This is a genomic window from Photorhabdus sp. RM96S (assembly GCF_042879335.1).
Taxonomy (GTDB): Bacteria; Pseudomonadota; Gammaproteobacteria; order Enterobacterales; family Enterobacteriaceae; genus Photorhabdus; species Photorhabdus kayaii.
In genome coordinates this window covers 80,358-102,308 of record NZ_JBHFKT010000014.1, presented here as the reverse complement: position 1 = coordinate 102,308, position 21,951 = coordinate 80,358, and the positions used below count along the sequence as shown (strand labels likewise).

The following is a 21,951-nucleotide window of genomic DNA, read 5'->3' as shown; positions in this document are numbered from 1 at the left end:
CGGGGATTCACTCCCTTGCCGTCGCGATGCATCTTGAAATCCATAGGGTATATAATAAAGTCATCAATCAGGATAATTGATACAAGATACTAGGGCTTATCCCTGTGATTCGCTATCATGCAACCTTATGTTGGTCATGCTCACCGATTCATTGAGCAAAAATATGGGGTAATTTTATGTTGTGGTTCAAAAATTTAATGATTTACCGTTTAAACCGGGAAATTTCACTTTCTGCGGATGAACTGGAAAAACAATTGAGTCCGTTAGCATTCACCCCATGTGGCAGTCAAGATATGGCGAAAACAGGTTGGGTGCCACCAATGGGTTCACACAGTGACGCCTTTACCCATGTCGCGAATAACCAAATTCTGATTTGCGCCCGTAAAGAAGAAAAGATGTTGCCTTCACCGGTTATCAAGCAGGCACTACAAGCAAAAATTGAAAAACTGGAAGGAGAACAGCATCGCAAACTTAAAAAAACAGAGAAAGACTCTCTGAAAGATGAAATATTACATACCTTGCTACCACGGGCATTTAGCCGATTCAGCCAAACTTATATTTGGATCGATATCGCCAATAATCTAATTATTGTTGACGCGGCCAGTGCTAAACGGGCCGAAGATAATTTGGCATTATTGAGAAAAAGCTTGGGTTCTTTACCTGTTGTTCCTCTGACATTTAAAGACCCGATAGAATTAACCCTGACAGAATGGGTACGTTCCGGTGATTTACCGACAGGTTTTGCTTTAATGGATGAAGCTGAATTAAAAGCTATTCTGGAAGAGGGTGGCGTGATCCGTTGTAAAAAACAAGATTTAGTTTCTGACGAAATCGCCACCCATATAGAAGCAGGCAAATGTGTCACCAAATTGGCGCTCGATTGGGAAGAGCGTATTCAGTTTATGCTGTCAGATGATGGTACTTTCAAGCGCATAAAATTCAGTGATACTCTGCGTGAACAAAATGATGACATTGATCGGGAAGATGTTGCCCAACGGTTTGATGCTGACTTTATTCTGATGACCGGTGAATTAAGTGCATTGATTAACAGCACCATTGAAGCACTAGGCGGCGAAGCAGAAAAATAACCTCAACCTTTAATGCTATTTGCCGCTTTGAACTATTTTTCAGAGCGGCATTCTTATGTCTTTCTCAACCTTATACTTTAATCAACAACAGTGGAGTGCAGATATGATATTTGATATCCCATTAGCCGAAAACTGGCAGATAATAGAGCCTGAAAATCGCGGCTGGTCTAAAGATCAGAAATACCATGTTGTTGATAAACAAGGTAAGCATTTGTTATTACGCTTGGCAGATATCAGCCAAGAAGATAAGAAAAAACAAGAATTCTTCTGGACACAACAACTATTTAGACAAAATATTCCCATGTCTGAACCCATTAATTTTGGCATTTGCAACAACGACCAGAGTGTTTATTCTTTGCTAAATTGGATCGAAGGACAGGATACTACTCATTGGCTGGAACAACATAATGAACAATTACAATATGAAGCAGGTTTACAAGCAGGAAAACATTTAAAAAAAATACATCAATTAACAATCCCATCTCAAACCATTTCTCCCCGCCAGGAAGCAGAAAACATTTATCAGGAAAAACTGGCCCGGTATGAACAATGTGGGATCAAGATCCCTCATGAAGCAGACTTTACTGATTTCATAAAGGATAATTTCTCTCTGCTTAATAATATATCCCCTGTGTTCCTACATGGTGATTATCATGTCGGGAATATGATAATCGATAATAAACATAAACTGTGGGTTATTGATTTCAATCGTTATCGTTTTGGCGATCCGGCCAAAGACTTTAGTCAGATGATGATATTTAGCCGATTACATAGCACGGCATTTGTTCATGGACAAATGGATAGTTATTTTGCAGGCCAACCAAGCCAAGAGTTTTTAAAAAGAATCGCTTTTCATACCGCCTATAACGCTTTCTTTAGTTTACTTTGGGCACAATCATTTGGAGAAAAAACAATTCAAAATTGCCTTAACCGTATTAATATGATCTGGCACGATTATCAAGGATTTAAACGCAGTATGCCAAGCTGGTATAAGCCTTAAAACTAAATTGATGACTGAATCGGAACAACATCTGCATTCATTAATTATAAATCATTAGATTCGGTCATCATCAAACTATTCCAATTATATACCCTATGGATTTCAAGATGCATTGCGACGGCAAGGGAGCGAATCCCCGAGAGCATAGCAAAAAACTATGTGACCGGGGTGAACGAGTGCAGCCAACAAAAAGGTAACCGGGTATAATAACGTTAAAGCTAGTCACGGTAATCCAATTAGGTATTCAATGAATTCAGCTAAAAAAGGCTATCAGCCGCCTTTCTCGATTACAGCTAAAATGATCCAATTAGTTGCTGAAATCAGTGAAAATATCGGGCGGTTAAGCACAGAACAGGAACAAATAACCGCTTTGCGATTGAGACGTATCAATCGGATACGCACAATTCACGGTTCACTGGCAATTGAAGGTAACTTACTTGATGCAAGCCAAATCACAGCCATTATTGAAGGAAAGCGAGTTATTGCACCGATCAGTGAAATACAAGAAGCGCGTAACGCTATCTTGGCTTATGAAAAGCTTAACCATTGGCATTTCACATCAGAGCAAAACTTACTGGAAGCCCATTATGTTCTGATGAAGGGATTGCTAGATAATGCCGGCAGTTATCGACACAGCGGCGTCGGTGTAATGGATGGAGAAAAAGTCATTCACATGGCTCCACAGGCAAACCGGATTCCAAAGCTGATGGGTGATCTTTTTCACTGGTTAGGCTCTACTGATATTCATCCACTTATTGCCAGTTGCATTTTCCATTATGAATTTGAATTCATTCATCCATTTGCCGATGGAAACGGCAGAATAGGCCGGTTATGGCAGACATTGATTTTAAGCCACTGGAATCCATTATTTGAATTTATTCCCGTTGAAAGTCTGGTTTATGAACATCAAGCTCATTACTATCAGGCAATTAATCTCAGTAGCCAACTTGTTGATTGTGCACCGTTTATTGAGTTTATGCTGCACATGATCCGTGATGCAATTCTGACATCTACCCATCAGGCTACCCATCAGGCTACCCATCAGGCTACCCAACAAGTTAAACAACTAATTATGGTATTGAAAGGGGAAATGAACCGTGGGCAACTGCAATCAGCACTTGGATTAAAAGATCGTAATTCATTCCGTCTGCGCTATTTGCAACCCGCTTTGGCAGCAGGATTAATTGAAATGAGCCATCCAGAAAAACCGAGCAGTCCATTACAGCGCTATCGTTTGACAGAAAAAGGGGTAAATTTAAAAGCTCACCACAAATAGTGAAAAGTAACCAATTCCTACCTTATCGGTGGCTTCGATGTGAAAACCTGCATAAATAAAATTGAGCTATAATATCTACTAAAATATCAATGTATTAACAAAATAATTCAACCACACCAGCGAAACACTAACTCCCTTCACTATTTTGGCAAACTCATTAAGTGGACATGAACACCATAACTATAGTGCTTTAATGTCCACTTGAAATCCATAGGGTATAAATTAATGATGAATTAGCTCTAACGAATACAACGTTACCGTTGAAGGTTTAGCGCCTTTATCTACCAACGTCAATTTATTATTATCTATAGACACATTAATCTGGTTAGTCACCTCTGGTGGCGTTATTTTTTCCAGCGATCCACCTTGCTGAATACGATACGCTTTAACTTTAAATTTCTTGCAACCTATATGATCAATCACCACTGTAACGCCTTGGTCACTATGAGTATAATCGCGAGTTTTAGGTCTTAAAAGAGAATCTAGTGGAAGTTGTTGTACCGGATCTTTTTGCACTACCGCATTATTAGATTGGATGGTTGTCGGATCAACACCGCCAAACCATCTATTCTTACTACAGGTATCCGTTAATTGATCTAATGTTCGGCTAGCATCCAAATAGTATTGTCGATATAAATCCGCAGGAACGGGGGCTACACTACCATCAGAAAAACTCTTATCTACTTTATAATTTGCTGCAAGAATATTAATTTTATTACCTGATTTATTTTCAGCCGCTAAAACCGTTAAGCCGGTTGAAAAATCCTTTTGACCACTTAATATATAAGGTGTTTTTAATATTTTAGCAAAAAGACCAAAAGATTGAGCTGAATAGGTACAGAAATTTCTGACGCTTGGGTTTTTAGGACTAGGTTGATCATTAAACAAACCAAAAGATAAACCATCCCCACGATAATAATGAGCCAGGTCAACTTTGGTATATTGCATATAAATCAATGAGGAGGCGATATATGCTGCGTTTTTAGGACTCTGCACTTTGGTAAATGTATTTCTCGACCCAAAAGGACTAGAGTTCCACTCAGTACAAATACTCTCTGTCTTAGTAAAGCCATAAGTATGCAAACTTTTCTGAATCGTATTACCCATATCAATAATGTTTTGTGGGTCTCCAGTATCAACGTATCCATGCCAGGAAAAGAAATCTAACGGTACATTATTATCCCGACAATATCGGAAAAATCCATCAATATAATATCCTCCTGCATGATTACTAAACGAAATACCTGCACCACCAACTTTAGCATCAGGATCAACCGCCTTAATTACTCTCACTATTTTTTCATATAATTGATAATACTTTTGTGGATCATCCGTATTCCAGAAAAACAGCAAATCAGGCTCATTCCAAATCTCCCAATAGCTTATTTTTCTCGGCAACCCAATGCCGGCATAGTTTACACCATAACGATTCACCAAAGCTTTAACTAATGCTGCATAAATATCAAAATCCTCTGGTATTTCATAACCGCCATCAAGTGAACGACCAATACGAAACAGAAGTTGTCGCTGAATATTATCTGGGTTCAGATCTGCTTGATTATTCAGAACATCACGCAGATAAGCATCCGTCATTTCATAATTGGCATCTTTTAATGCAAGATTCACATCATGATTTCTCATTCCGATAGCCGCATTAGGAAAAATACTTCTGACATTTGCAATATCAGCAACAAGCTTTTTAGCCGCGGGTTTCTTCTCCTCCGGCACATTGATAATCATTTGATCTTGATTATTTTTCCTATCCACCTGGAAATAATTATCCATATCCCCAATACCAAAGCCGTCATGCAGCCGGACATGTGTCACTCCCATCTGATTAAATTGATTATCTAAATCAGGGAAACCTGGCGCTATCGATTTAGGAAGACCATTGACGCCATTAACCGCTTTAAGACGTGAGTTATACCCTGCTGATAAATCTCGATGATTTTTATTAAATGAAAAAACTTTAGTCATAATACCCTCTATATTAATTAAGATATTGTGTCCCTATAAACAAAAATAATATCAAAGAATAAATACATTTATCTGATAACTCAATAACAATAAATGAATGGAAGACCTAAATAATAGTTAAATATCACTTTCAACTACACCTTAAAACTCTCAGCTATTACTTTGAATTTATTGAATTAAACAAACAATGACATTAACACAATTATTTACAAAAATAAAATTGACTCTGTGACTTATTTAACCGAAAAATCATTAAAAGAGAAAAAGATATATTAATCAACCAAGAGTGATGATAATAACAATGATAAAATAGCACACAATAAAACCATACAGAAAGTAGATTATATTTAAAAATATCGTACAAAAGATCATTGACCCATATTAAAAACATATTTCCAACTTTAACAAGTCACCATAAAATATAAAAACAATATAATTCAATTAATTACTATCAAAATGGCTCTTTTCAGAGCCTATCAGATTAAAATAATTCTATTTTTCATTGATTAATTGATCGGGGGAGATAATTTACTATAATATTTCTATTGCATATAAAGTCAATTATCATCTAGCTCTAATGAATATAATGTTACCGTTGCAGGCTTCGCTCCCTTATCCACTAGCGTTAATTTATTATTAGCTATAGACACATTAATCTGGTTAGTCACTTCCGGTGGTGTCATTTTTGCTAGCGATCCACCTTCTTGAATACGGAATGCTTTGACTTTAAATTTTTTATAACCTATATGATTAATTACCACGGTAACACCTTGGTCGCTATCAGCATAATCACGATTTTTAGCTCTCAACATATTATTATCCGGAAATGGCTTAACAGGTTCATGTTGTACTACCGCGTTATCAACGTGAACGGTTGTCGGATCAACGCCACCAAACCATTTATTCTTACTCCAAGTATCCGTTAATTGATTCAGTGTTCGGCTGGTATCCAAATAGTATTGTTGATATAAATAATCAGGGGCTGCATTACCATCGGCAAGACTCTTATCGACTTTATAATTTGCGGCAAGGATATTTATTTTATTTCCTTCGGTATTCTCGGCTGCCAAAACAGTTAAGCCTGTAGAAAAATCCTTATTACCACGTAAAATACAAGGTGTTTCGAACATTTTGCCAAACAGGTAAAAAGATTGAGCTGAATAGGTACAGAAGTTTTTAACACTTGGATTTTTAGGATTGGGCTGGTTGTTAAACAAACCAAAAGATGAGCCATCTCCTCGATAATAATAAGCTCTATCGACTTTTATATATTGCATATAAATAAACGTGGAAGCGATATATGCCGCATTTTTAATACCTTGCACTTTTGTATATGTATTTTTTGTCCCAATAGGACAAGAATTCCATTCAGTACAAAAACTTTCTGTACCGGTAAAACCATAAGTATGCAAACCTTTTTGAACCTTATTCCCCACATCAATAATGTTTTGTGGGTCTCCAGTTTCAACGTACCCATGCCAGGAAAAGAAATCTAATGGTACGTTATTATCTCTGCAATACCGTAAAAAACCATCAAGATAATCTTCTTGTGCTCTATCAACAAACCCAATACCAGCACCACCGACTTTAGCATCAGGGTCAACAGCTTTAATTATTCTTGCAATTTTGGCATATAATTCATAATATTTTTCAGGATCATTACTATTCCAGAAAAAAATTAAATCAGGTTCATTCCAAACCTGCCAATAGGTTATTTTCCTTGGCAAACCGATTCTGGCATAGTTTAATGCGTAGCGATTCACCAACGTGCTGACTAATATTGCATAAATATCAAAATCTTCTGGCATTTCATAACCACCGTCACCGGTACGTCCAATACGAAACATGATTTGTCGATGAATATTATCCGGGTTTAGCTCAGCTTGATTGTTCATAATATCGCGCAGATAAGCATCAGTCATTTTATAATTAGCCTCCTTTAATGCAAGACTAATATCATTATTTCTCATCCCGGCAGCCGCATTGGGAAAAAGGCTTCTGATATTTGCAATATCAGTAAGCAATTTTTTAGCCGCAGGTTTATTTTCTTCTGGGACATTGACAATAATTTGATTGCGATCATTGACTCTATCCACTTGGAAATAATTATCCATATCCCCAATACCAAAACCATCATGAAGCCGAATATGGGTAATTCCCATCTGATTAAATTGATCATCTAAATCAGGGAAGCCAGGGACCAAAGATTTAGGAACACCATTGACACCATTAACCTCTTTAAGCAATGAGTGGTGCCCTGCCAATAAATCTCGACGATTTTTATTGAATGAAAAAATTTTAGTCATAATAAACCTCTATATTCATTAATAATGATATTGCTATAAACAAAGTGATATAAAAGAATAAGTATATCTTTCTGACAACTCAACAATAATAAATGAATCGAATACTTAAATAACAATTAAATATCAATTTTAATCATATCTTAAAATTAATTTACATTAGTTTTAATTTATTTTAGTAATCAATAATCACATAGATATAATTATTTTTACAATAATCGATCCTATGATTTATTTAACAAAATCAGCACAAAATAACATATACTTCAATAAGGAATTGATATTAATAACGAAGGTAAAAAAACATAAAATAAAATCATATAGTAAGTAAATCATATTAAATAATATCGCATAAAATCATTAATATATATCAGGCTAATTCGCTTAAATAATCTCGGCAAGCCTCTTTTGCAATAACGACATAAATACGGTTAATTTTGCTGGCGGGTGAGCAAGCGCCCGCAGTAAATAAATATCTTCTTTACGTCCATCTGGATCATCAAATAGAGGAATAAGTTTTTCAGAACGAATATCTGCTGATACCGCCCAATTAGGCAGAAGCGCTATTCCAAATCCACTCACTGCGGCCATTCTCAATGTTTCAAAGTCATCACTGCGAAAGATCCTGTTATCATCGTTGAAGTTAATAACACTGCGATAGCGTGACCAGCAAATACCTGCGGGGTCATGATGTTTATCAAGCAAATAGTGCTCACCCAGTTCAGTAAGTATTGTCGGTGTTCCATGCCTTTGAATATAGCCTGGGCTGGCACAAATAATCCAAGTTTGTGTGGCGATACGTTTGGAATAAAGTGTGCTGTCCTTTAACTCACCAATACGAATAACTATATCGAGACGATCCCTGACCGGATCAGTCAAACGTTCTGTTTGATCAAGTTCAACCCGAATTTTAGGATATCGAGTGAATAGTTCTGCTAGCATCGGAATAATATGTTGACGCCCAAACGTTGGCAGGCAAGCTACACGTAATGCCCCTTGCGGTTCGCCATTCAACGCCGCTAACTCAGCCTGAACATCAACAAGATCATTGATAATACCTTGCGCCCTTGAAAACAAAATCTCCCCTGCGTCAGTCAGCGATAAACCGCGGGTAGAGCGAAAGAATAGTTTTGTCTCTAACACCTGTTCAAGGTTGTCTATCTGACGTGTGATAGAGGATGCAGCCATACCTTGCAAACGAGCAACGGCAGAAAAACTCTGTGAGCGGACAACATGAATGAATGTTGTTAGCATATCGGTACGTAATAAATCTTTCATCGCAATTTTTACCTATACATTTCATATATTATAAATAATACGCAACATCTGGTAGCGCTATCATTTTTGCATTCTATGCAAAACAATTTCGTTCGCTCTCTTTATTCCCACGCTCTCAAGATAATGCCAAAATCATTTCATCATAATTCCGGCCAAATGCTGAGAGTTCCCATGTCAAATACAGCAATAAAACCAAATCCTATTTCTTCCGTTTCTCTTATCTTATTATCCGCTGCTTGTGGTTTTGCTGTAGCGAATATTTATTATAATCAACCATTACTGCCAATAATTGGGACAAGTTTTAACGTTAATGGTTCAATATCCGGCTGGATCGCGACACTAACGCAGATTGGCTATGCGGCGGGGCTTCTCTTTTTTGGGCCACTTGGAGATACGCTAAGCCGTCGCAAACTGATTTTCTGCCTCTTAATCGGCAATATAATCAGCCTTATCTTATGTGCCACAGCACCAAATTTTACATATCTTCTGGCAAGTAGCCTGATTGTGGGGCTAACTTCTATTTCAGCACAAATCATTATTCCCGCCGTATCCGGCTGGGTAATACCAGAAAAGCGTGGCCGAGCGGTAGGAAGTCTGATGAGTGGCCTTTTTGCCGGAGCACTGCTTGCCAGGGCATTGAGTGGTGCAGTCGGAGAGCATTTCGGCTGGCGTGAAATGTTTATATTGGCCGCTTTAATCGATATATGCCTATTTTTTCTGGTCTGGTTTGTGTTGCCAGAAATAGAAACACCACACACGATGACTTACGGCCAACTTCTTATTTCACTCGGTAAATTAGTAAAACAACAACCCCTTTTGCGTGAGGCCGCATTATCCGGTTTTCTCCTGTTCGCCGCTTTTAATACGCTATGGGGCTCGCTGGCCTTATTACTTTCCCAACCACCTTACGGATGGGGGAGTGATATTACAGGTCTTTTTGGTTTGACGGGCATTGTAGGAATGCTAGCTTCACCCATAATAGGTTCGTTGACAGATCGCTTCGGTGGAAAGGCCATTGTTGCCGCAGGCGCTTTATTAGTAACACTAGCCTTGTGCCTAATTAGCGGCACGAGCCACAGTATTCTATTTTTATTCGTTGGTATTATTCTGTTAGATCTTGGCAGCAGAGCGGGTTTAGTGGCAAATCAAATACGGTTATATACATTATTACCTGATGCCCGTAGTCGGCTTAATACCATATTTATGACCTGCTATTTCGCCGGTGGCGCAATAGGTTCCTCTTTGGGAGCTGTCGCAGCATGGCATTTTTCTTGGTATGGCGTCGCTTTCAGCGGCGGAGGATGCGCATTATTAGCCGCGCTGTGGGTTCTGTTTAATCCAAAGAGCCACAAGCAAATATGATTTTACACACTGTGCCCAAGCTATCTTTTGCGATAGATTGCCACCAGCCAGAAGATAACTGGTATCACGGTATTAACCAGTAGAAACACCCCCTACCGAAATAGCCATAGCCTTAAAGAGGCTTGAGGAGTTGAATGATGAGCATTAAAGGTGTCCCATATTCCGACGTTAAAGCTGAACTGCTTGCTGATCCAGAAGTTCACACCCTTTATATGGCTGAGAAAAAAGAAGAGGAGTTGAAGGAGCTTCTTCTTAACATGCGTAATCAGGCAGGATTAAACAGCACCCAGGTTGCCGAACGAATGGGGATCACTCAACCGCGCTTTCCAGCGCGGTTCTTCAATGGAAGAATCAGTGACAATTAATCTGATGAAACCGCTTCCATCCCTACCAAGCCCACTTTCAGATAGCCCGATTTACGCAAAGAATCCATCACACTCATTAGTGTTTCATAATCCACGGTTTTATCAGCCTGAAAGAAAATGGTTGTCTCTTTATTGGATTGGGTCGTCTGATCCAATACCGTCGCCAAAGTATCATAATCGACCTGTTGATCTCCGACATAAAGCTGGCGATCAGCTTTAACCGTCAAGAATACCGGTTTTTCTGGACGCGGCTGCGGTTTTGCCGATGAAGCAGGTAAATCCACTTTAATATCAACGGTTGCCAGTGGTGCTGCTACCATGAAGATAATCAACAACACCAACATCACGTCAATAAATGGTGTGACGTTGATTTCATGCAATTCGCCACTATCATCCAGATCTTCATTAAGACGTATTGCCATAAATCACCTTGTCTTGCTATTTGCTAAATCCAGATCACGGCCAAGCAGTAATATTGACTGTGCCGCCATGTCACCAACCCGACCCCGGTAAGCAACGATCACACGGGCGAAGATGTTATAAATCACAACGGCAGGGATCGCTGCGACCAAACCAAGTGCTGTCGCTAACAAGGCCTCCGCAATACCCGGCGCCACAACCGCGAGGTTAGTTGTCTGTGAGTGGGCAATACCAATAAAGCTATTCATGATGCCCCACACCGTACCAAACAGACCAACGAAAGGAGAAATCGCCCCAATGGTTGCCAGATAGCCATTACCACGCCCCATATGACGGCTGATAGCCGCAACGGAACGTTCCAAACGGAAAGCGGCACGCTCTTTCGTGCTATTCAAATCAGTGCTCTCAGAAGATAATTGACGTTCTGCCTGTACTTCACTCAGCAACAAGCGGCTGATACTGTGTTTGCTGAAACCTTCGGCAATTTCCGTAGCCTGATCAAGGCTATTCACGTCCGTTAAAGCGAATTGCTCTTTACGTAAACGACGGCCAGCCGCTATCAGTTCAGTACCTTTTGAGAAGAACAGAGCCCAAGTAATAACAGAAGCAATCACCAAGCCAATCATCACAGTCTTAACCACAACATCAGCGTTCTGATACATCCCCCAAATAGACAGATCAGTAGCAAAGCCACTGGAAAGGCTGGCTTCATCAGCAGGAACTTTAGGTGCAATCTCATCCGTTGCAACCGGCGTCACTTGGGTGCCTTCCGTCGCAGATGCCGTTTGCAGCGCAATCTGATTTGCAGGTGGTGCAGTTGCATCCGTCACCGCCGGGGGGGATGCCGGAATAGCCCCTGCAATCTGTACGGTTTTCGCCGTGTTATTGGTCTCTGTTGCAGATGCTGGTGCTGTATCAGCCAATGCCGAACCTGCCAGCCCGAGCGCTAATATTATTGAAGCAGTCAAATTTCGCATCAGTTGGCCTTTACTCCCTTTGCTATAAACCTTGTTATTTAGCAGTGAATTACTTTTCGTCATCTCACTAACCTTATTTATACTGAGTCTTTGCTCATCTTCACCAGATTGAATGAACATGCAGGCTGATAATATCAAACCTTAAGTGATTTGATAGTAATTATCATTATTGTTTAATAAAAAAGTATTACCCCTTCACAAAATAAAGTTAAACACCCCCTACTCACAGGTAATGAGATGAATTTTCGTCAAGTTGTTCTAATCCCTTTGTACAAAAAGGTCTAAATCTTTTAACGTGTTAACTCTATTTTTTTACACCATTTCAAAAATTGAAGTGTTCTAAGGTAGCAACGGATCATGGCAGAAAAAAAACTGGAAACTTCACTGGTCAATGCTGGTAGAAGCCAAAAATTTACTCAAGGCGCAGTCAATCCCATCATTCAACGAACATCATCGGTGATCTTCGATTCTGTCGCCGCCAAAAGACATGCGACGCAAAACCGGGACAAGAGCGAACTGTTTTATGGCCGCCGTGGGACACAGACTCATTTCTCTTTTCAAACAGCAATGGCTGAACTGGAAGGTGGCGCCGGCTGTATGCTTTACCCTTCTGGTGCTGCCGCGATTAGTCATACCATTCTCGCTTTTGCCGCCGCCGGTGATCATATTCTATTAACCGGTTCAGCTTATGACCCGACGCAAAGTTTCTGTGACAAAATATTGTCACGGATGAATATTACCACCGATTATTTCGATCCCATGATTGGCGAAGAAATTGCTGATCTGATTAAGCCCAATACCAAAGTGGTGTTTCTTGAATCTCCAGGCTCCATCACGATGGAAGTACAGGATATTCCCGCTATTATCCGTGCGGTACGGCGCGTCAATCCAGATATTGTCATCATGCTCGATAATACTTGGGCAGCAGGTGTGCTGTTTAAAGCGCTAGAATTCGGCATCGATATTTCGATTCAATCAGGCACCAAATATATTATTGGTCATTCAGACGCAATGTTAGGTATTGCTGTGGCTAATGAACGCTGTTGTGTACAACTGCGAGAGAGTTCCTATTTGATGGGACAAATGGCAGATGCCGATACAGTTTATATGGCCAGTCGTGGATTACGGACTTTAGCTATTCGCCTGAAACAGCATGAAAAAAGCAGTATTGAAATCGCACGCTGGCTGCAACAGCGAACCGAAGTCGCCGCAGTCTATCATCCGGCTCTGCCTTCCTGCCCCGGCCACAAGAATTTCATCCGTGATTTCAGTGGCAGTAATGGCTTGTTCTCTTTTCAATTGAAAGAGAAATTAACCCCGCAGCAATTTACCGATTATCTGGATAATTTTCACCATTTTAAAATGGCATTCTCATGGGGCGGTTTTGAATCCCTGATCCTAGGTTATCAACCAGAAGAGATAAAAATGATGCGCCAGTACGGTGCGCCACAAAGAACGGGCACCCTGTTCCGCCTGCATGTCGGGCTGGAAAATGTTCAAGATTTGATTGATGATCTCACAGAGGGATTTAGTCGAATTTCGGTTGATTAATTTTATTGTTATTCAATGTAATAAACTGAAAAACTTAACGCTTGGAAGTCAACATGAAACAATAATATAGATATTGCCAGTACAATGCATTTGCATTACACTTCGTTGAACAGATTCTCAAATCAGCATAACGAGGTAGAAATATGCACGCATTACCAAGTGTTGAGTTCGAGGTTGGTGCAGAATCCAAACTTACCCGTCGCAGCCAGACAACCATCCCAACATCTGTTCGTAAAGCGCTTAAGCTAAAACCAGGTCATGACAGTATCGCATATAAGATTTTATCTTCCGGTGATGTACTTATCAGTCGTAAAAATAGTGAAGAAGAAAAAGATCTTGTCATGGAATCATTTCTGAACTTTCTGGCAAAAGACATTCAGAAATATCCTGAACAAGTACAACAATTAGATGAACAACTCATTAACCGGGCGAAGTCACTTATCGCTGGAATAGACATAGATCTGAACAACCCATTATCTGCTGACGATGAGTAAAGAACTATGTATGATCGAGTGTGTGTAATAAACGGATGGGCTCTTTTTGCTCATCCATGCTTTATAGAACAATTAAAACAAGCAATAGATAAGGTAGTACAACTTCAGCAAAAATATCCAAATGACTACTTGAAAAAAAATGATACAAAACGCCTGGCTGCAATCATAAAACTCGTTACTGAAATTATTCCCAATGACCCAGCTAATATAGCCTTTCGTTTAGGTGACACATTGGGTGGAAAAAGAAAACACTGGTTCAGAGCAAAATTTTTCCAACAATATCGCCTTTTTTTCCGTTTCCACGCCGAAAGTAAAATTATTATCTTTGGCTGGGTAAATGACGAGAGAACAAAAAGAGCATATGGTGATAAGCATGACGCTTACAAAGTATTTGGTGAAATGCTTAACGTTGGACATCCACCGGACGATTGGAATTCTCTTTTAAAAGAGTCTATTGATTCACCACATTTAACTGAATTTATTAATGATGAGGATATTCTGGATGTGGTTCGTGAGCGTACCAAAAATCCAGCAAAGCAGATCAGAATTAATCTAGATGAAATTTAACATCGATTTTGATGAGCGAGCCTTAAAATGTACTTTGAAAAGGTTGCGATGAATCGCTCCTTTTCTATTTTTTTAACTTTTATTTGATGGTTATGTGCCCCAATTGATTCATTAGTATCAGCCATTAATTTTCCCTTATAAGGGATAAAGCCAAGCCATGCCAAAGCTTTTACTGTAAACTGACTTTATATATACAGATGAAATAAATTTATTTTATATACCCTATGGATTTCAAGATGCATCGCGACGGCAAGGGAGCGAATCCCTGGGAGCATAGATCACGATGTGACCAGAGTGAGTGAGTGCAGCCAACAAAGAGGCAACTTGAAAGATAACGGGTATAACAGTTACAGGATAAGCAATGGAAGTACTAAACGAAATCATGCAGGCATTATGGCAGCATGACTTTTCTAAACTTGCCAACCCCGATGTTCTCTGGATTATTTATGGCATTCTATTCGTGACACTGGTTCTGGAAAATGGCTTATTACCTGCCGCTTTTCTGCCTGGTGATACTCTGTTAATCCTTACCGGTGCATTAGTTGCCAAGGGAGTCATGAGTTTTATCCCAACCGTTTTTATATTAACAGCGGCGGCAAGTATCGGTTGCTGGCTCGGCTATCTTCAAGGGTTATGGCTTGGTGATACCAAACGGGTTAAAGATTGGCTGGCACAACTTCCTATTCAGTATCGCCAACGAGCTAACGAGCTGTTTTTCAAACATGGTTTGGCCGCGTTACTGATTGGCCGTTTTTTGGCTTTTGTCCGCACTCTGTTACCAACATTGGCTGGTATATCCGGTCTTAACAGTAAACGCTTTCAAGTTTTTAACTGGTTGAGTGGCTTGCTATGGGTTGTCATCGTGGTCGGTTTTGGTTATCTCCTCAATCAGATCCCGTTTATTAAAAATCACCAAGATTTGGTGATGAATATTTTGATAATTTTACCCATAGTGCTGTTGTTAAGTGGTTTAAGCGCCTCTCTGTTAATGTACTGGCGCCACAAGAAAATATCGGCGATAAAACGTAAATAAAAGTCATCATGGTTTACAAACAGCAGCAGGGTTTTTATCCTTAACTTAATGTACCAATATTATATATACCCTATGGATTTCAAGATGCATCGCGACGGCAAGGGAGCGAATCCCCGGGAGCATAGGTAACTATGTGACCGGGGTGAGGGAGCGCAGCCAACAAAGAGGCAACTTGAAAGATAACGGGTATAGGCTAAGGGCTCAGCACTAAGTGATATTGTTGGTATCGATGCGCCACCAAACCGGTTAATTCATGTGTTTGGCCATGGACTGATCACAATACATGGCTTAGATCACGCCAATTGTATTACTTCCTTCAATTACGCTTAATATCAACTTAATATCAATCGCCATAATTTTAACTGATATTTTAAGTCTATCTTTTTATAGGAGTTAGTAATGGATAATCAACCTATTATCAGACTTGCTGATGGGAATCACATGCCACAATTGGGGCTTGGATCATGGGCCGCCGATGACCAGCAGATAGCAGAAACAATCCATGCTGCACTGGATATCGGTTATCGGGCAATTGATACCGCCGCTATCTACAACAATGAGACAGGCGTAGGCAACGCGTTACAAGAAACAGATATCCCCCGTGAAGATATCTTTGTTACAACTAAATTGTGGAATGACAAACACCTTGATGCCCGTGCTGCCTTGGCAGAAAGTCTGGAAAAGTTGCAACTGGATTATGTTGACCTTTACCTCATTCACTGGCCTGCACCACCGCAAGATCAATACGTCGGTGCCTGGCAACAATTGATTGAATTACAGAAAGAGGGGCTTATTCGCAGTATCGGTGTTTCTAACTTCCAACCTGAACATATCCAGCGACTGATAAATGAAACCGGCGTTCATCCCGTCATTAATCAGATTGAGTTGCACCCGCTGTTACAACAACGTCAGCTTCATGCCTGGCATGCCACACATAATATCGTTACCGAATCCTGGAGCCCGCTGGCACAAGGTGGTGAAAACGTATTTGATAATCAACTGGTTCAACATCTGTCACAAAAGTATGGCAAAACACCCGCGCAGGTTGTTATCCGCTGGCACATTGATAACGGCATGATTGTGATCCCAAAATCAACCACGTTATCGAGAATTAAAGAGAACTTTGATGTGTTCGACTTCAAACTAGAAAAAGAAGATTTGACCGCGATGACTACGCTAGATATAGGTAAACGTCTGGGACCAACCCCTGAAATATTCGTTGATTTCAGTGAATTCATTCAGCTTCTTGAGCAAAATAATGCTAATAATCAGTGCTGAAAAACGGCTGATAAAATTGATAGGGTGATAGTGGGCAAAACAGAATTAAAACGTGCGCGGCATCAATGCCGCGCCCCAATTTTGCTGAGCTATTTTCATGGTTCTACCGATTATCACTCATCTGGTTTTTTCCATTATTGATTGGCCGGTATAGTCACTAACTGCCCAACAGAGCCGTGATCGGCCATTTCCAGAATCTGACTGTAATAGAGGAATGGGAAGTGTTCATAAGAGGGCTGGTTCATATAAACCAGCAACTCCACCCGCCCATCAACCCAAACTGTATCCTTCCAACCATAATCTTGCGGTTGAGGGGCCTCACCGTTGTGATTAATCACCTTAAACTGCACACCTTCAATATGGAATGGTTGTGGAGCAGAGGCATTTACGATCCAACGCTCCCACGTTCCTTGCTGGCTAGTAATATCCACCCGATTCATATCCCATAACGCACCGTTTATTCCAGGCGTATTATCATCAAGATAAATTTCCCGGTTACGGATTGCATTGGAAACTGGTGTAACATCATCAACCAGACGAGATGGGAGATTATCTGTCACCAGAGATAATAAACCGGTTGCTTTAATGGTCAGAACAGTGCTGGAAATCAACACGGTAGAGGATTCAAACAACCCACGTAACTTATCAAGTACCCCGGCTGATTCACCTGCGGTAACAACAACTTCATCCTCTTTGGACATATCAATTAATACCTCACGCCGTTCTCCTGGCGCAAGGGAGAGTTGCTGAACGGCTATCGGAGCAGGTAACAGCCCCAAATCAGTGCCTATCATATAGAAAGGACGGCCATCACCAATCTGTAACTGATATCGGCGGGCATTGGATGCATTGAGTAAACGTAAACGGATCCAGCCACGAGATACCTCAATAAAAGGATTCTGTACGCCATTAACTAACAGAGTATTACCGATAAATCCACTATCAGAGGCCGGCTGATACTCAGGAACTCCAAAGTTATCCAACCGTTTATCTTGAAGAATAACCGGGAAATCATTAACACCATAGTGTTTCGGCAACGGCAAATGGCGGCTGATTTCATCTTCTACCAACCACATACCAGCCAAACCTTTATAAACATGTGGTGCCATCCGATTAGGTGTATTGGCATGATACCAGCAAGTTGCCGCCTGCTGACGAATAGGCAACACTGGCGACCAGCCAGACCCCGGAGAAATCTGACGGGCAACCCCACCGGTCAACGTACCCGGTAATTGTAATCCGCTGACAGTCATCGAAACCGGCTCCGCTAACCGATTACTGTATATCAGTTTGACATCATCGTTTTTATGAACCCGTACAGTCGGACCAAGGTATTGACCATTAATTCCCCATACACTGGTTTTATATTGTCCATCAAAAGTCCAATGCGCTTTTTGTAAAGTCAGAAATAACGGCTGCCCACCACGGGATTCCAATAAAGGAGGAACCGGCAAAGCAGTCTGCTGATTTTTGCTGGCTCGAACCAATAGAGGAGCGGCTCCGATACACATCGCCAAGCCTGATACCTGAATAAATTGGCGCCGACTAAATGACATATTTTCTCCGCGACAAACCTAATTAAATTCCGGGTCTATATGTCTCAAAAATAGTTGAGACACTGCAATCATTCACCCCGGAAGCGAATAACTCATTATTGAAGTTATTAAAGCTTATTATCCTTTTGATTGCGCTTAACAAAAACATTATTTATCAAGCGCTCATCATAACGCGAATATGGAGGGAATTAAACTATCTGAATGCATTACACGAATCTCTCTCGGTCAGCGTCAGTACATGTCATTTCAAACTAATAATAAATTGTGGTCATAGACAACGAACAAAAATCCTCACATATACTAAATATGTGAGGATTAAAGTACGCTTAAAAGCTATCGCCTTTGTCAGGCCCGCATTTTATTATAGAGTGGCCTCAAATAACCGATTATGAGTACTTACCCTATTTCTCCATTGCAGCCAATTCTTCATCCAATGCATCTATTTTAGCTTTCATCACCTTATGACAATATTCTGCCAACTCACGCACCTGCTCTTTGGTATAGCCAGAAGTATCAATGGGAGGCAACATTTCAACAATGACGGAACCATTATTCCAACGATTCAGCTTAATACGTCCATTAGTGATGGAAGAAACGCAGACCGGGACAATCGGCACTCCCGCAGAGATCGCAGCATGAAAAGCGCCAGTTTTAAACGGCAATAAACCACGACCACGACTACGTGTCCCTTCCGGAAACATCCAAACAGAAAGACGACGATTTTTAATCTGCTCCACAACTTGGGTAATCGTGCCATGTGCTTTGGCGCGGTTAGCACGATCAATCAGAATATTGCCAGCCAACCAATAAAGCTGACCAAAAAATGGGATCAGCACCAACGTTTTTTTACCGACTGTCACTGTGCCCGGCTGAACCGCATTGGACATAGTTATCATGTCATAGTTGTTTTGGTGGTTGCCAATGTAGATACTCGGACCATAATGCCTGGCTTCAGCAGGAATACGTTCAATAATTTTGACGCCAAATATTTTTGACAACCGACCAAACATATTACCAAACACCATAACATGGTCAGGGTGACGTGGTCTGAATAAACAGTAAATAGCGCCAGAGACACACACTACAATCGAAAACAGAATAACAATAATGCCGCGAATAATTGCTAACATAGCCGCCTCTTATAATCCCATTATTTAATTACGTTAGTAGCAGAAGGTGGGGTCTCAACCTGAACCCGTTCAATACGCTGCAACCCACGAGGCAGAGGTGTTCCCTTACGACCACGTTCTGCACGGAATTTCTGAAGATCTTCAGGACGCAGCGTCAATTTACGCTTTCCAAAGTAAAGTGTAATAGACGATTGTGGCGGTAGTATCAATAACCAACTCAACAGGTCATTTTCTGCGGCTGACTGAACAGAAATTATCTTATTCCCTTTCCCTTTAGAAAGTTGCGGCAAATCTGCAACCGGGAACATTAACATCCGGCCTGCGCTGGTAATTGCCAATAGCATATCATCCTGCGGGTTATTTATTTCCAGCGGCGTCATGACGCGAGCATTTTCCGGCAATGTAATCAGTGCCTTACCTGCTCGATTTTTAGCAACCAAATCACTAAAAGTACAGATAAAGCCATAACCAGCATCAGAGACCATCAGAAACTTCTGCTCATCCGGCGCCATCAGTACATGCTCTACCGTTGCCCCCGCGGGTAAAGTCAATTTACCCGTTAGTGGTTCCCCCTGCCCTCTGGCAGAAGGTAAATCCCGCGAATCAAGCGAGTAACTGCGACCTGTTGTATCAATAAAAACAACCGGCTGATTGCTCTTACCACGAGCCGCACCACGGAAACTATCACCTGCTTTGTAATTCAGCCCAGCCGGATCGATATCGTGGCCTTTCGCACTACGAACCCAACCCATCTCGGACAATACGATTGTCACCGGCTCAGAAGGTGTGATGTCATGCTCACTCATCGCTTTGGCTTCATCACGTTCTCTCATTGGAGAGCGACGCTCATCACCATAAGTGGCCGCATCAGCCATGATCTCTTTCTTCAACAGCGTATTCAGTTTGCGCTCAGAACCCAAAATCGCCTGTAACTTATCGCGCTCTTTTGCCAGCTCATTCTGTTCGCCACGGATTTTTACCTCTTCCAGTTTCGCTAAGTGGCGTAATTTCAGCTCAAGAATGGCTTCCGTTTGCGTCTCACTTAAACCAAAACGTGACATTAATACCGGTTTTGGCTCATCTTCACTACGGATAATGTGAATGACTTCATCAATATTGAGAAATGCGATCAGTAAGCCTTCCAGCACATGCAGGCGCTTAAGGACTTTTTCCAAACGATGGTTCAGACGCTTACGAACTGTTTCCCGGCGGAATACCAACCATTCAGAGAGGATCTCAACCAGCCCTTTCACGGTCGGACGATTATCCAATCCGATCATATTCAGGTTGACACGATAACTCTTTTCCAAATCTGTAGTGGCAAACAGATGATTCATCACCTGCTCCAAATCAACCCGGTTTGTACGAGGGACAATAACCAGACGAGTTGGATTTTCATGATCAGATTCATCTCGTAAGTCATCAACCATAGGCAGCTTTTTAGCCCGCATTTGGTTAGCGATCTGTTCCAACACTTTGGCACCAGAAACCTGATGCGGCAGCGCAGTGATTACGACATTGCCATCTTCTTTTGACCAAACAGCTCGCATCCGTACCGAACCACGGCCATTTTTATAAATCTTACGGATATCTTCGTGAGAAGTGATGATCTCCGCTTCAGTCGGATAATCAGGACCTTTAACGTGTTCCATCAGATCATCAAGGGAACTCTGCGGCTTATCCAGCAGCGTGATTAGTGCATTCGCCACTTCACGCGCGTTATGGGGCGGAATATCTGTCGCCATCCCCACCGCAATACCGGTGGTGCCATTCAACAAAATATTTGGCAAACGCGCCGGTAGCATTTTCGGTTCCTGCAACGTACCGTCAAAGTTTGGCACCCAATCAACTGTGCCGTGCCCTAACTCAGTCAACAGTAACTCGGCATATTTGGACAGGCGAGACTCGGTATAACGCATTGCGGCGAAAGATTTGGGATCATCCGGCGCGCCCCAGTTCCCTTGCCCATCCACTAAAGGATAGCGGTAAGAAAATGGCTGCGCCATTAACACCATAGCTTCATAACAGGCGCCATCACCATGTGGATGGTATTTACCCAGTACATCACCCACGGTACGAGCGGATTTCTTAAATTTGGCGGTATTGTTCAACCCCAGTTCTGACATGGCATAAACAATACGGCGCTGAACCGGTTTTAAACCGTCACCGATAAAAGGCAACGCCCTATCCATGATGACGTACATGGAGTAGTTCAGGTAGGCGTTTTCAGTAAATGAGTGGAGCGGCTGACGCTCCACGCCATCATGAGTTATCTCACTCATTCGCTAATTTCCTC

18 protein-coding genes are annotated in these 21,951 nt (G+C 41.2%); 10 read left to right on the top strand and 8 right to left on the bottom strand.

What is annotated here, in order from left to right; all coding sequences use genetic code 11:
- Positions 1–176: 176 nt before the first annotated feature.
- The 3 genes from rdgC to ACGF49_RS10680 all read left to right on the top strand — a co-directional run bounded on the left by rdgC (position 177) and on the right by ACGF49_RS10680 (position 3,364).
- Complete coding sequence (rdgC, locus tag ACGF49_RS10690; protein WP_113042351.1) at positions 177–1,088, top strand: recombination-associated protein RdgC; 912 nt, start codon at positions 177–179, stop codon at positions 1,086–1,088.
- A 103-nt stretch (positions 1,089–1,191) separates the two neighbouring features.
- Positions 1,192–2,088 (top strand): aminoglycoside phosphotransferase family protein, encoded by an 897-nt coding sequence (locus tag ACGF49_RS10685; protein WP_271866646.1) that lies wholly within the window; start codon positions 1,192–1,194, stop codon positions 2,086–2,088.
- Between the two features lie 247 nt (positions 2,089–2,335).
- Positions 2,336–3,364: a Fic family protein gene (locus tag ACGF49_RS10680; RefSeq protein WP_387490868.1), complete on the top strand. Its 1,029-nt coding sequence runs from the start codon at positions 2,336–2,338 to the stop codon at positions 3,362–3,364.
- A 222-nt stretch (positions 3,365–3,586) separates the two neighbouring features.
- Here the strand turns inward: ACGF49_RS10680 and ACGF49_RS10675 are convergent, their stop codons facing one another.
- From ACGF49_RS10675 to ACGF49_RS10665, 3 genes are all read right to left on the bottom strand, one after another.
- Positions 3,587–5,341: a glycoside hydrolase family 39 gene (locus ACGF49_RS10675; protein ID WP_271859190.1), complete on the bottom strand. Its 1,755-nt coding sequence runs from the start codon at positions 5,339–5,341 to the stop codon at positions 3,587–3,589.
- 557 nt (positions 5,342–5,898) lie between these two features.
- Positions 5,899–7,647: a glycoside hydrolase family 39 gene (locus ACGF49_RS10670; protein WP_113042357.1), complete on the bottom strand. Its 1,749-nt coding sequence runs from the start codon at positions 7,645–7,647 to the stop codon at positions 5,899–5,901.
- Between the two features lie 381 nt (positions 7,648–8,028).
- Positions 8,029–8,922: a LysR family transcriptional regulator gene (locus tag ACGF49_RS10665; RefSeq protein WP_262978206.1), complete on the bottom strand. Its 894-nt coding sequence runs from the start codon at positions 8,920–8,922 to the stop codon at positions 8,029–8,031.
- Between the two features lie 171 nt (positions 8,923–9,093).
- Between ACGF49_RS10665 and ACGF49_RS10660 the strand changes: the two genes are divergently transcribed.
- Both ACGF49_RS10660 and ACGF49_RS10655 read left to right on the top strand, forming a co-directional pair.
- Entirely contained in the window at positions 9,094–10,284 is a 1,191-nt protein-coding gene (locus ACGF49_RS10660; RefSeq protein WP_228901907.1) for an MFS transporter, read from the top strand.
- A gap of 137 nt (positions 10,285–10,421) precedes the next feature.
- Positions 10,422–10,649, top strand: a complete 228-nt coding sequence (locus tag ACGF49_RS10655) for a hypothetical protein (protein WP_228901905.1) — start codon at positions 10,422–10,424, stop codon at positions 10,647–10,649.
- Here ACGF49_RS10655 and exbD read toward each other — a convergent pair.
- Positions 10,646–11,071 carry a TonB system transport protein ExbD gene (exbD, locus tag ACGF49_RS10650; RefSeq protein WP_113042367.1) on the bottom strand — a complete coding sequence of 142 codons (426 nt, stop codon included), beginning with the start codon at positions 11,069–11,071 and terminating at the stop codon, positions 10,646–10,648. The genes ACGF49_RS10655 and exbD overlap by 4 nt on opposite strands.
- Before the next feature lie 3 nt (positions 11,072–11,074).
- A complete protein-coding gene (gene exbB, locus ACGF49_RS10645; RefSeq protein WP_113042471.1) occupies positions 11,075–12,046 on the bottom strand; it encodes a tonB-system energizer ExbB in 972 nt (323 codons plus the stop codon).
- A 357-nt stretch (positions 12,047–12,403) separates the two neighbouring features.
- On the opposite strand from exbB, the gene metC reads away from it, so the two are divergent.
- From metC to dkgA, 5 genes are all read left to right on the top strand, one after another.
- Positions 12,404–13,597, top strand: a complete 1,194-nt coding sequence (gene metC, locus ACGF49_RS10640) for a cystathionine beta-lyase (RefSeq protein WP_113042369.1) — start codon at positions 12,404–12,406, stop codon at positions 13,595–13,597.
- 143 nt (positions 13,598–13,740) lie between these two features.
- The gene (locus tag ACGF49_RS10635) at positions 13,741–14,091 is read left to right on the top strand and encodes a type II toxin-antitoxin system PrlF family antitoxin (RefSeq protein WP_112878296.1); all 351 of its coding nucleotides are present in this window, start codon (positions 13,741–13,743) and stop codon (positions 14,089–14,091) included.
- A gap of 6 nt (positions 14,092–14,097) precedes the next feature.
- Positions 14,098–14,658, top strand: a complete 561-nt coding sequence (locus ACGF49_RS10630) for a type II toxin-antitoxin system YhaV family toxin (protein ID WP_228901901.1) — start codon at positions 14,098–14,100, stop codon at positions 14,656–14,658.
- Between the two features lie 361 nt (positions 14,659–15,019).
- On the top strand, positions 15,020–15,691 hold the full coding sequence (locus tag ACGF49_RS10625) for a DedA family protein (protein ID WP_113042371.1): 672 nt from the start codon (positions 15,020–15,022) through the stop codon (positions 15,689–15,691).
- A 399-nt stretch (positions 15,692–16,090) separates the two neighbouring features.
- Complete coding sequence (dkgA, locus tag ACGF49_RS10620) at positions 16,091–16,969, top strand: 2,5-didehydrogluconate reductase DkgA (RefSeq protein WP_262978207.1); 879 nt, start codon at positions 16,091–16,093, stop codon at positions 16,967–16,969.
- 134 nt (positions 16,970–17,103) lie between these two features.
- Here the strand turns inward: dkgA and ftsP are convergent, their stop codons facing one another.
- From ftsP to parC, 3 genes are all read right to left on the bottom strand, one after another.
- Positions 17,104–18,525: a cell division protein FtsP gene (ftsP, locus tag ACGF49_RS10615; RefSeq protein WP_113042375.1), complete on the bottom strand. Its 1,422-nt coding sequence runs from the start codon at positions 18,523–18,525 to the stop codon at positions 17,104–17,106.
- Positions 18,526–18,926: 401 nt separating this feature from the next.
- Entirely contained in the window at positions 18,927–19,655 is a 729-nt protein-coding gene (locus ACGF49_RS10610; RefSeq protein WP_113042377.1) for a 1-acylglycerol-3-phosphate O-acyltransferase, read from the bottom strand.
- Positions 19,656–19,675: 20 nt separating this feature from the next.
- Positions 19,676–21,937 (bottom strand): DNA topoisomerase IV subunit A, encoded by a 2,262-nt coding sequence (gene parC, locus ACGF49_RS10605; protein ID WP_113042380.1) that lies wholly within the window; start codon positions 21,935–21,937, stop codon positions 19,676–19,678.
- Positions 21,938–21,951 lie beyond the last annotated feature (14 nt).